This window comes from Amycolatopsis sp. NBC_00348, from assembly GCF_036114655.1.
In the GTDB taxonomy this organism is placed as follows: Bacteria; Actinomycetota; Actinomycetes; order Mycobacteriales; family Pseudonocardiaceae; genus Amycolatopsis.
Genome location: NZ_CP107994.1, coordinates 7,884,431 through 7,896,331, shown reverse-complemented (window position 1 = coordinate 7,896,331; position 11,901 = coordinate 7,884,431). Strand labels below are relative to the sequence as shown.

The window sequence follows — 11,901 nt, the reverse complement described above, 5'->3', positions numbered from 1 at the left end:
GGCCGCCGGGGTCCGCAAAAGCCGTGAAGGCCTCCTTCCCGGCTCTTACGGCCGGTAAGGAGGCCTTCACGGCTTTTCGGTGTGGTGGAGCGGGAGCGTCAGTTCGAGGGGCGGGCCGGGTAGCCGCCGCGGCGCTGGCCCGGCTGGCGCTGGCCCTGGCCCGCCAGCGCCTGGCCGAGGGACGTCGCCGTCGCGGTCTGGCCGTCGACCTTCGCCACCACCGTCACGTTGGTGTCGCCGGTCTTCACGTCGCCCGTCTTCTGCGTCGAGCCGTCGAGCGTGTACGTCTGCTTGTAGCCGTCCTTGCTGGTCAGCGTCACGGACGTGGCGCTCAGCTCGGTGACGTCGCCGGTCTGCAGCCGCTCGGTCGTGTAGCCGCCGTTCGGGTTGGCGACGACGAAGTCGCCGTGCAGCGCGTCCCGCAGCGCGGCCGCGCCGCCGCCGAAGTTGCCGCCGGGCATGCCCTGGCCGCGGAACTGGCCGCCGCCGGGACCGCCCGGGCCGCCGAAGCCGCCGGGGCCGCCCTGCTGCGCGGAGTTGTCGGCGCTGCTGGTGCCCGCCCAGATCGCCGCGCCGCCACCGGCCGCGATCACCACGGCGATGCCGGCGGCGATCGCCGTCTTCTTGCCGGACCAGCCCTTCTTCGGCGCGGCCGCCGCGGGGTCGCCCCAGTTCGCCGCGGCCGGTTGGCTCGCGGGTGCCGGCTCGCCCTGGGGCGGAGTGTTCGGCGTCGGCTCGGTCGTCATCGTGTCCTCCGGTCGTACCCACACTGGTCCAGCCCAGGCTCACCGCCCTGGCTGTGTTTGAGCTGTGCGAGCCGTCAGCGGGTCCTGTGGCTCCCTTACCCAGGCGAAGGACCTCACAGGCAACGCACAGCGCGCCCACAGCGAACCCGGTGGGCGCGTGGCGAAGATGGCACTATGACCGCTATGAACACCACGTCACCCGGCCCCGGCAAGGCCGACCTGCGCCGCGCCGACGGGAGCCCCGTGCGGGTCCTCGTCGTCGACGACGAGGCGACGCTGGCCGAGCTCGTCTCGATGGCCCTGCGGATGGAGGGCTGGGAGGTGCGCAGCGCGGGTGACGGCACGGAGGCCGTCCGGATCGCGCGCGACTTCCGGCCCGACGCGGTCGTCCTGGACGTCATGCTCCCCGACTTCAGCGGCCTGGAAGTGCTGCGGCGCATGCGTTCCGAGGCCCCGCACCTGCCGGTGCTGTTCCTGACGGCGAAGGACGCGGTCGAGGACCGCATCGCCGGGCTCACCGCGGGCGGCGACGACTACGTCACCAAGCCGTTCAGCCTCGAAGAGGTCGCGCTGCGCCTGCGCGCGCTGCTGCGCCGGGCGGGCGGCGTCACCGGCGCGAGCGGGTCGACGCTGGTCGTCGGCGACCTCACCCTGGACGAGGACAGCCGCGAGGTGCACCGCGGCGGCGACCTGGTGCCGTTGACGGCGACCGAGTTCGAGCTGCTGCGCTACCTCATGCGCAACCCGAAGCGGGTGCTGTCGAAGGCCCAGATCCTGGACCGCGTGTGGAGCTACGACTTCGGCGGCCAGGCCAACATCGTCGAGCTCTACATCTCCTACCTGCGCAAGAAGATCGACGCCGACCGCGAGCCGATGATCCACACCATGCGGGGCGCCGGGTATGTCCTCAAGCCAGCGGGCTGAGCGGCGGCGGTTCGGGACGCAGCGGCCGTGGTCGTTGCGCCGGCGGCTGATCGTCCAGCTCGCCGCGCTGCTCGCGCTCGTGTGCGTCGTCGTCGGCGTGGTCACGGAGTTCGCGCTCAGCGAGTTCCTGGTGCGCCAGCAGGACGACCGGCTCGCCGCGGCCACCGACCGCGCCAAGCACGGCGGGGAACGGCCGCCCTGGACCTACGGCGACGCACCACCACCGGACCCGCTGCGGGCGCTGGGCCAGGGCGAGGGCACGCTCGCCGCCGTCCAGGTCGGTTCGCGGGGCACCGGGGCCGTGCTCGACTCGAGCGTGGGCTCGCCGACCAAGCGGCGGGCACCGTACCGGCAGCTCGACGAGGGCCAGGTGCGGACGCTGCTGGCGTTGCCGTCCGACGGGAAGCCGCACAGCATCGTCCTCAGCGGCAGCCTCGGGGCCTACCGCGTCGTCTCGACGGCGTCTCCGGCCGGCGACAAGACCGTCATCGGCCTGCCGCTGAAGGACGTCGACGAGACGCTGTGGCGGCTGGGCTTCATCCTCGGCGGCGTCGCGCTCGCCGGGATCCTGGTCGCGGGCGCGGTCGGCGCGGCGACGATCCGCCGTACGATGCTCCCGCTGGACCGGCTGGCCGCGACCGCCACGCGCGTCTCGGAACTGCCGCTGGACCGCGGCGAAGTCGCGCTGTCCGAACGCGTCCCGGAGGCCGACACCAACCCGAACACCGAGGTCGGCAAGGTCGGCTCGGCGCTGAACCGGATGCTGCAGCACATCGCGAACGCGCTGACCGCGCGGCAGGCGAGCGAAAGCCGCGTGCGCCAGTTCGTCGCGGACGCGAGCCACGAGCTGCGGACGCCGCTGGCCGCGATCCGCGGGTACGCGGAGCTGACCCGGCGCAGCGGCGAGCAGGTGCCGCCGGACATCGCGTTCGCGATGAGCCGCGTCGAGTCGGAGTCGCGCCGGATGACGACGCTGGTGGAGGACCTGCTGCTGCTCGCCCGGCTGGACTCGGGCCGCGCGGTGGTGCCGGAGTGGGTCGACCTGTGCCGGCTGGTGGCCGACGCGGTCGCGGACGCGCACGTCGCGGGCCCGGACCACAAGTGGCTGATGGACGTCCCGGGCGAGCCGATCGGCGTCCTCGGCGACGCGGGCCAGCTGCACCAGGTGGTGATCAACGTGCTGGCCAACGCCCGCACGCACACCCCGGCGGGCACCACGGTGACGACCACACTGTCCACATCGGACGGCTTCGTGCGGTTGCGGGTCGCCGACGACGGCCCGGGCATCCCACCGGAGATCCTCCCGGACATCTTCGAGCGCTTCGCCCGCGGCGACAACTCACGCTCACGGGCGGCGGGCAGCACGGGCCTCGGCCTGGCGATCGTGGCGGCGGTGGCGGGTGCGCACGGCGCCCGCGTCGGCGTGCAGAGCCGGCCGGGACGCACGGAGTTCGAGATCGTCTTCGCGGCGGCCCCGGCGCCGGAGTGACGGCGACCACACCGCCTGGTTGTTGTCCACATCCTCCGAAATCGCTCCACAACCTCGCATCTTTCGTAGTGAAAGTGGCGCTTTGGCCCCCCGAGGTGGGGCGCGGTGGGCTGTGTTCGTCACTCGATCGTGGTCGATGCACAGCGGGTCCACAGGTTCGGCACAAGTTCACCACATGCGCCACCGAGACGGTGGGGCTCATGACGACCACCCTGTCGGCGCCCGAACTCGCCCAGCCCGCGCCCCAGGCCGCCCCGGAAGCGCGGTGGGTCAAGCCTTCGGTGGCCGCGCTGTTGCTCGGGACCGGGCTGCTCTACCTGTGGGACCTGGCGAAAACGGGCTGGGCCAACGACTTCTACGCGATGGCCGCGCAGGCCGGGACGTGGAGCTGGAAGGCGTTGTTCTTCGGCTCGCTCGACCCGGGCAACGTCGTCACGGTCGACAAACCGCCGTTCTCCCTGTGGGCCATGGGGTTGTCCGGCCGGATCTTCGGGTTCTCCAGCTGGAGCCTGCTGGTGCCGAACGCGCTGGCCGGCGTCGCGTCCGTCGGCCTGCTGTACCTCGCGGTGCGCCGGCTCTCCGGACCCGGTGCGGGGCTGCTGGCCGGGGCCGCGCTCGCGCTGACGCCGGTCGCCGCGCTGATGTTCCGCTACGACAACCCGGACGCCTTCCTCGTCCTGCTGCTCGTCGCCGGCGCGTACTGCGTCGTGCGCGCGCTCGACAAGGCGAGCACCTGGTGGCTGGTGCTCGCCGGGGTCGCGATCGGCTTCGGCTTCCTCGACAAGATGCTGCAGGCGTTCCTCGTGCTGCCCGCGTTCGTGCTGGTGTACTCCGTCGCCGCGCCGACGTCGCTCGGGCGCCGGGTCGGCCAGCTGTTCGCGGCCGCCGGTGCGGTGCTCGTCTCCGCGGGCTGGTGGGTCGCGGCCGTCGCGCTGTGGCCCGTCGCGGACCGGCCCTACATCAGCGGCTCGACCGACAACACCGTGCTGGAACTGGCTTTCGGCTACAACGGCCTCGGCCGGATCTTCGGCGAGGGCCGCGGTGGTGGCGGTGGTGGCTTCACGCCGCCGACCGGGGCGGCAGCAGGCGGCTTCGGCGGCGGCGCGTTCGGCGGCCAGACCGGGCTGACGCGGTTGTTCAGCGGCGAGTTCGGCGCGGAAGCGTCGTGGTTGCTGCCCGCCGCGCTGGTCGGCCTGGTCGCGGGGCTGTGGTTCACCCGCCGCGCGCCGCGCACCGACGGGACCCGCGCGGCCCTGCTGCTGTGGGGCGGCTGGACGGTCGTCACGGTGCTGGTGTTCAGCTACATGAGCGGCATCATCCACCCGTACTACACGGTCGCGCTGGCGCCCGGGATCGCCGGCACACTGGGGATTTCCGCGAGTGAGCTGTGGCGTGGCCGGGCCAACTTCGCGGCCCGCGCGGTGCTGGCCGTCATGCTCGCGGTGTCCGCGGTGTGGGGCTTCGTGCTGCTCGCCCGGACGCCGGAGTGGCAGCCGTGGCTGCGCTACGCGCTGCTGGTGCTGAGCGCGCTCGCGGCGTTCGCCCTGCTCTTCGGCGCGGACCGGGTCCGGCGGCTCGGCCCGGTCGTGGCCGCGGCCGGCCTGTGCGGCGCGTTGCTCGGGACGGCGTCCTTCACCTTCGTGACGGCGGCGACGGCGCACTCGGGTGGCACGCCGTCGTCCGGCCCGGCGGTCGCGAGTGGACGCGGCTTCGGCGGTTTCGGCGGCGGCCGCGGTGGGGCCGGCGGGTTCGGCGGAGGACAGGCCGACACCGCCGTGATCGACCTGCTGAAGGGCACGACGACGAAGTGGGCCGCGGCGCAGAGCGGCGCGATGCAGGCGGCCGGGCTGGCGCTCGACAGCGGCCGGCCGGTGCTCGCGATCGGCGGTTTCAGCGGCAGCGATCCGGCGCCGACACTGCAGCAGTTCGAGAAGTACGTCGCCGACGGCGACATCCACTACTACGTTGCGGGCGGGCGCGGCGGTTTCGGCGGGGGCCGCGGCACCTCGGGCGAAATCCAGACGTGGGTGGAGCAGAACTTCGCGTCCTCGACCGTCGGGAGCACGACGGTTTACGACCTCACAAAATCGATCGCTTGACAGAAACATTGAATGTTTCAGCCGTGTAAACAGTTGCGGAATCATTCGACGGCCTTGACGTCCGTGCGGTATTCGCGGATGCGGACACCTGTTCGAACGGGCCGCCGATCAGTGGCACATTCCGAACGACTGTTCGCTTGTCCGGCGAGGCCTCGCTGCTGATCTCGACATCCCGCGCCGACGTGTAACAACGCGGCCTTGCCGCCCGTGCGCCTGCACGAGCGGACCTCTTCAGGCGTGCGGAGATCTTGACCGGGCGGCCGACAGAAACACCCGCGTACTTGATCTTGCCGACCCGCGAAGACGCTGGTTGACCTGGTTGAGCGTCACCCTTTTGGAGGCATTGGGATGGCGTTGTGGGGATCTTGTGTCACTCGCTAGAGTCTCCGCCGGGAGAGGGACAAGGGGTGAGTGGTCCGGTGCGTGCGGCGCCGGTTTTCACTGGGTGTAGGTACTTCTTGTCCGCGTTCTCTCGCCTTGACCCGATCAGGTGCGTCTGGAAGAGAGCAGCGATGACCGTGCGCGGTGGCGCAGCCTTGCCCGAACCATCTCCTCGTCGTCACGGCAGGTAGGCCTCGTTCCCTCTTCGGTGTCGCTCTACTCCACTTCCCCCGCCTTCTGGAGTTTCGCTGTGACTTCCCGCCCTCGTCGTCTGCTGACGGCGCTCCTGACGCTGCTGACCCTCCTCGGGGTCACCGCCCTGTCCGGCTGCAGTGACAGTTCCGCCTCCGGCGACGGCGGCAAGATCACGCTCGGGTTCAGCGCCTGGCCGGGGTGGTTCCCCTGGCAGGTGGCGCAGGAGCAGGGCCTGTTCGCCAAGAACGGCGTCAACGTCGACCTCAAGTGGTTCGACAACTACACCGACAGCATCAACGCGCTGTCCAGCGGCGCGATCGACGCCAACAGCCAGACCCTCAACGACACGCTTTCGTCGGCCTCGGGCGGCGCGAAGCTCTCGATCGTGCTGGTGAACGACAACTCGACCGGCAACGACAAGATCATCGCGCGGAACGGGATCACCGCCGTCGCCGACCTCCGTGGCAAGAAGGTCGCCGTCGAGCAGGGCACCGTCGACCACTACCTCCTGCTGCTCGCGCTGCAGGAAGCGAAACTGACCGAAAAGGACATCCAGCTGGTCAACCTGCCGACCGACGCCGCGGCCGCCGCGTTCGTCGGCGGTCAGGTCGACGCGGTGGGCGCGTTCGCGCCGTTCACCACCAAGGCCCTCGAGCTCCCGGGCAGCCGCGCGATCTCGTCGTCGACGGAGTTCCCCGGCGCCATCCCGGATCACCTGGTCACCTCGCAGAAGCTGGTCAAGGAGCACCCGAAGGACGTGCAGGCGCTCGTCAACACCTGGTTCGAGACGCTGACCTGGATCAAGAACAACAAGGACGCGGCGGTCAAGATCATGGCCGAGCGCGGCGGGGTGTCCGACGCGGACTACAAGACCTACGACGCCGGCACCACGATCTTCACGCGCCAGCAGAACCTCGACGCGTTCACCCCGGGTGTCACCGCGCAGCACCTCGACTTCCAGGCGAACAAGATCATCGACTTCATCGTGAGCACCGGCCTCGCCCAGCAGCGGCCTTCGCTCGACGGCCTGTTCGACGACCAGTTCGTGAAGGCCGCGCCGCAGTGACCGGTCCCACCCAGCGCACTGCGGCCTCCCACTCCCCGGCCGACGCGCGAGCGGCCGAGGAGCTGGAGGCCGAACAGGGGCTCGCCGAGCGCGTCCAGGCGGGCCGGGGCCGGCCGGCCTGGACGCCGTTGCCGCGCCGGGCCGCGCCGAAACCCGCGTCACCCCTGTTCTCCTTGCGGACGCCGATTTCGGCGTCCGCGCGGTGGACGCTGGCGGTGCTCTCGTTCGCGATCCCGTTCGTCGCCTGGGTGCTGCTCAGCGTCAGCGGTGCCGTCGACTCGACGTTCCTGCCGTCCCCGGTGGCGGTGCTCAAGGCCGGGGCCGACATGGCGGGCACCGGCGAGCTGTTCGACGACCTGTGGGCGACGACGCAGCGGGTGCTCGAAGGCTTCGGTCTCGCGGTGCTCGTCTCGGTGCCGCTCGGTTTGCTGATGGGCACGTTCACCGCGGGCCAGGCCTTCTTCGAGCCGCTGATCGGGCTGCTGCGCTACCTGCCGGCGAGCGCGTTCATCCCGCTGCTCATCATCTGGCTCGGCCTCGGCGAGCCGTCGAAGATCGCGATCCTGTTCATCGGGACGGTCTTCTTCAACACCCTGATGACCGCGGACGTCGTGCGCGCGGTGCCGAACGCGCTGCTCGACGTCTCCTACACCCTCGGCGCGCGCCGGGGCGAGGTGCTGCGCAAGATCGTCGTGCCGCACTCGCTGCCGGGCATGATCGACGCGGTCCGGGTCAACGCCGCCGCGGCGTGGAACTTCGTGGTCGTCGCCGAGCTGATCAACTCCCAGGCCGGCCTGGGTTACCGGATCGTCCGCGCGCAGCGGTTCCTGCAGACGGACAAGATCTTCGCGGTGCTCATCGTGATCGGCGTCGCCGGGCTGACCATCGACGTCGTGCTGCGCCTGGTGCGCACCCAGGTCGGGAAGTGGGCGGCATGACGCTGGAACTGCGGAACGTCGCCAAGGACTACACCGTCCGCGGCAAGGTGACGCGCGCCCTCGACGGCGTCGACCTCGAGGTGCTGCGCGGCGAGTTCGTCTGCGTCGTCGGTGCCAGTGGCTCGGGCAAGTCGACGCTGTTGTCGCTGGTGGCCGGGCTGAGCGGGCCGACCGAGGGCGAGATCCTGCTCGACGGCGTCCCGGTGACGGGCCCCGGCCCCGACCGCGGGCTGGTGTTCCAGGCCGGCGCGCTCTACCCGTGGCGCAGCGTCGAGAAGAACGTCGCGTTCGGCCTCGAGCTGCTCCCGATCGACGCGGCCGAGCGCGGCGAGCGCGTCGACTGGTACCTCGCCGAGACCGGGCTCGACGCGGTGCGCCGCTCGCTGCCGAAACAGCTTTCCGGCGGCCAGAAGCAGCGCGTCGCGATCGCGCGGGCGCTGGCCTGCGAACCGGAAGTGCTGCTGCTGGACGAACCCTTCGGCGCCTTGGACGTCCAGACCAAAGAGGACATGCAGGTGCTGATCCGCCGGATCTGGGCCGACACCGGCACCACGGTGCTGATGGTCACCCACGACGTCGAAGAAGCGGTCTTCCTGGGCGGCCGGGTCGTGGTGCTCGCCTCCGACCCGGGGCGGATCGCCGCCGACGTCGAGGTGACGCTGCCGGCCGAACGGGATCTGGCGGTGAAGCGCGAACCGCAGTTCCTCGCGCTGCGCGCCCGGATCGAGGACCTCGTCCGGGAGCAGCACCGCGGCCACGTGAACCGGGTGGCCGCGGGCGAGTGAGAACGTCGGAGGGGAAAGGTGGCGGGATGAGGCACGGCAGGTCGACCGCGAAACGGGCGGGCGGCGGGGGATTCCTCGCGCGGCTCGGCATTCGCGGCAAGCTGAACCTGCTGCTCCTGCCGCCGCTGGTCGCGGTGGTCCTGGTTTCGGTGCCGTTCGTGCTGACCCAGGTGAACAGCGCGACGGCGGCCACGCAGTCGGCGACCGTGGCGCGGCACACCCAGCAGCTCGGCGGCCTGGTCTGGCAGCTGCAGCGGGAGCGGCTGCTGACCGGCGCGTTCGTCGCGACGCCGTCGATGTCGCCGGACGAGATGACGAAGCAGCGCCGGATGGTCGACGCCGCGGTCGAGGACGTGCGGTCCTCGCTCGGCGCCGACGCGCCGGACGAGCTGTCGGCGGCGCTGACCCGGATCGGCTCGCTGAACGAGCTGCGGCAGAACGCCGAACGCCGCGGGGTCGCGCTCGACAGCGTCGCCCGCACCTACCACGCCGTGATCGGCGCGGTCATCGACTCGCTGCGGCTGGTGCCGCAGCTGACCAGTGACGCCGAGGGCACCCGGGAGCTGACCGCCCTCGAAGCGCTGCTGCGGGCGAACGAGGAGAACTCGTTGCGCGGCATGGCGTTGATCGTGACGGCGGTCGCGCCGGACGCCGGCAAGTCCATCCTGGACGACGCGACCCAGCAGGCGCCGATCTTCACCGACCGGTTCGTCCAGCAGGCCGACAACGCGTCCGACAACCAGCAGGCGTCGCTGGTCGTCAACGTCGAGCAGAGCGACGCCGGCCGCCGGATCGAGGACCTCGCGGCCCAGATCGACAACCCGCGTGACGCGGCGGCCACCGGCCAGTACGTCACCGACGTCCTCGCCGCGGCGGAAACCCAGGCGGGACAACGGAAGCTCGTCCAGGAACGGGTCACCGGCGAGATCGCCGACGGCGCGACCGGCCGCGCCGGCGACGCGACCCGGCTGGCCTGGACCGTCGGCGTCGGCGCCGCCGCGCTGTTCCTGCTGGTCGCCTTCCTCGCCGTCGCGGTGTCCCGCTCGATCGCCCAGCCGCTGCGCCGGCTGACCACGGCGGCGACGTCGGTCGCCGACCTCGCCGGCACCGAGCTCGTCCGCGTGACCGACACCGAGGAGGCCGAGGAGCAGGTCCCGCGGCTGGCCACCATCGACGTCACCTCCGACGACGAGCTCGGGAAGCTCGCCGCGGCGTTCAACCGGGTCCAGACGACCGCCGCCGAGCTGGTCGAGCGGCAGGCGCTCACCCGGCGCAACACCAGCCTGATGTTCGCGAACGTCGCGAAGCGCACGCAGAACCTCGTCGGCCGCCAGCTCGCGCTGATCGACGAGGTCGAGCGCAACGAGCAGGACACCCGCCTGCTGGCCAGCCTCTACCGGCTCGACCACCTCTCCACCCGCCTGCGCCGCAACGCCGACAACCTGCTCGTCGTCTCCGGCACCCGCGACGAGGCCCGCATCGCCGGCCCGATCGAGCTGGCCACCGCGCTGCGGTCCGCGCTGGCCGAGATCGAGGACTACCAGCGCGTCAAGCTCGGCGTCGTCGCGGAGATCCTGCTGTCCTCGGCGCTGGGCGCCGACCTGGTGCTGGTCTTCGCCGAGCTGCTGGAGAACGCGACGTCGTTCTCGCCGCCGGGCTCGATGGTCGAGGTGGACACGATGTTCCTCACCGACGGCTCGTGCCTGGTGAGCATCGTCGACCACGGCATCGGCATGACCGCCGAGAAGATGGCGCAGGAGAACAAGCGGCTCGTCGAGCGCGAACGCCTCGAGCTCGCGCCGACCAGTGTGCTCGGCCTGTTCGTGGTCGGCCGCCTCGCGCGACGCCACGAGCTGGGCGTCGAGCTGCTCGCGACGCCGACGACCGGCGGCGTGACCGCGCGGCTGACGGTCCCGCCGTCGCTGTTCGACCACCGCACCGGGCTGCTCCCGAAGGTCGAACGCGCGCCGGCGATCCCGGCGCAGGCGGCACCCCCGGTGGCCACGCCGAAACCCCGGCACGCCGCCCCGGCCCCGGCGCCGCGCTCGAAGTCCACTTTGGACATGTTCCGGCCCGCGGAGCCGGAGCGCCAGAAGGAACTGCCGTCGCCGGCGATCCCGGCCCTGCTCGGCACCCTCCACGCCAACGGGTTCCGCTGGTTCAACCAGCCGGCGCCGGTGTGGCCGGACGACGAACCCGCCGATCCCGCTCCCGCCGTCGCCGCTCCCGCCGTCGCTCCCGCCGTCGCTTCCGACGTCGCCGAAGCGCCGAAGTCGGAGTCCCGTGGCGGCCTGCGCCGTCGCGTCCGCGGGGCGCAGCTGCCCAGCCCGGGCACGACAGCCGCGGTCGTCGACGACAAGCCGCGCCACGACCCGGAGGCCACCAGGGTCGCCATGGACGGCTTCCAGGAGGCGTTCGCCAAGGCCGCCGTGGACGTCGAAGCCGGTGCCGCACCGGCCGAGCCGCCGCCCGCGCCGCCCACCGTCGTCACCGAACCCGTCGCGGCGACCCCGCCGCTTCCGGTGCGCGTCCCCGGAACCGACCGGATCGCGCTCTCGGCCGCCGTCGCCCCGCCGCCGGTCACCGCCCCGATCTCGCGGGACGGCCTGACCCGGCGCGTGCCCGGCGCCCAGCTCGCCCCCGGCCTCCGCAAGCAGGAGGCCGCGGGACGGCCGATCGCCCGGCCCGTCGTGAACCGCGCCAAGCGGGACCCGGCGGCCGAGCGCGCGGCGTTCGACTCGTTCGCCGCCGGCCTGGCCAAGGCGGACGAGCTTACGGCAGACACCCCGCCGCCGGGCGTGGTCGCCGGTCGTGTGATGGAACGAGAAGAAGAGAGCAGGAAATGAGCATCCCCGCACCTGGTGTCAGCGTCGAAGCCCAGAACTTCAACTGGCTGGTGAGCCGCTTCGCGCAGCACACCGCGGGCGCGATCGCCGCCATCGCGGTCTCGGCCGACGGCTTGCTGATCGCGGTGTCCTCGGAGCTCGAGCGCTCCAACGCCGACCGCCTCGCCGCGATCTCGTCCGCCATGCTCGGCCTCGCCCACGGCGTCTCCGAAAGCCACCCGCTCGGCGCGCCCGACAAGGTGATCATCGAGCTGGAGCACGGTTACCTGCTGGTCTGCACCATCAGCATCGGCTGCTCGCTCGGCGTCCTCGCCAACAAGCAGGCGAGCCTCGGCACGATCGCCTACGAGATGGCGATGTTCGCCAACCGCGCCACCGAAGTCCTCACGCCCGGGCTCATCGAGGAGCTGAAGAACAGCGTCGGCAGCTAGA

Annotated in this window: 9 protein-coding genes; 8 read left to right on the top strand and 1 reads right to left on the bottom strand. The window is 71.8% G+C overall.

Going from position 1 to position 11,901, the window contains the following annotated elements:
* Window positions 1-98 precede the first annotated feature (98 nt).
* Window positions 99-746 carry a hypothetical protein gene (locus tag OHS58_RS34805; protein WP_328645288.1) on the bottom strand — a complete coding sequence of 216 codons (648 nt, stop codon included), beginning with the start codon at window positions 744-746 and terminating at the stop codon, window positions 99-101.
* A 183-nt stretch (window positions 747-929) separates the two neighbouring features.
* On the opposite strand from OHS58_RS34805, the gene OHS58_RS34800 reads away from it, so the two are divergent.
* The 8 genes from OHS58_RS34800 (at window position 930) to OHS58_RS34765 (ending at window position 11,900) form a co-directional block, all read left to right on the top strand.
* Window positions 930-1,670, top strand: coding sequence for a response regulator transcription factor (locus tag OHS58_RS34800; RefSeq protein ID WP_371827598.1), 741 nt, complete (start codon window positions 930-932; stop codon window positions 1,668-1,670).
* A complete protein-coding gene (locus tag OHS58_RS34795; RefSeq protein ID WP_326945058.1) occupies window positions 1,648-3,159 on the top strand; it encodes a sensor histidine kinase in 1,512 nt (503 codons plus the stop codon). Before OHS58_RS34800 ends, OHS58_RS34795 begins: the two co-directional genes overlap by 23 nt.
* A 200-nt stretch (window positions 3,160-3,359) precedes the next feature.
* Window positions 3,360-5,258: a glycosyltransferase family 39 protein gene (locus OHS58_RS34790; protein WP_328645287.1), complete on the top strand. Its 1,899-nt coding sequence runs from the start codon at window positions 3,360-3,362 to the stop codon at window positions 5,256-5,258.
* A gap of 631 nt (window positions 5,259-5,889) precedes the next feature.
* Window positions 5,890-6,900 (top strand): ABC transporter substrate-binding protein, encoded by a 1,011-nt coding sequence (locus OHS58_RS34785; protein ID WP_328645286.1) that lies wholly within the window; start codon window positions 5,890-5,892, stop codon window positions 6,898-6,900.
* Window positions 6,897-7,838, top strand: coding sequence for an ABC transporter permease (locus OHS58_RS34780; protein ID WP_328645285.1), 942 nt, complete (start codon window positions 6,897-6,899; stop codon window positions 7,836-7,838). Before OHS58_RS34785 ends, OHS58_RS34780 begins: the two co-directional genes overlap by 4 nt.
* The gene (locus OHS58_RS34775) at window positions 7,835-8,623 is read left to right on the top strand and encodes an ABC transporter ATP-binding protein (RefSeq protein WP_326945054.1); all 789 of its coding nucleotides are present in this window, start codon (window positions 7,835-7,837) and stop codon (window positions 8,621-8,623) included. The genes OHS58_RS34780 and OHS58_RS34775 overlap by 4 nt, the downstream gene beginning before the upstream one ends.
* A 26-nt stretch (window positions 8,624-8,649) precedes the next feature.
* The gene (locus tag OHS58_RS34770; RefSeq protein ID WP_328645284.1) at window positions 8,650-11,469 is read left to right on the top strand and encodes a sensor histidine kinase; all 2,820 of its coding nucleotides are present in this window, start codon (window positions 8,650-8,652) and stop codon (window positions 11,467-11,469) included.
* Window positions 11,466-11,900 carry a roadblock/LC7 domain-containing protein gene (locus OHS58_RS34765; protein WP_247058954.1) on the top strand — a complete coding sequence of 145 codons (435 nt, stop codon included), beginning with the start codon at window positions 11,466-11,468 and terminating at the stop codon, window positions 11,898-11,900. Before OHS58_RS34770 ends, OHS58_RS34765 begins: the two co-directional genes overlap by 4 nt.
* The last annotated feature ends 1 nt before the right edge of the window (window position 11,901 follow it).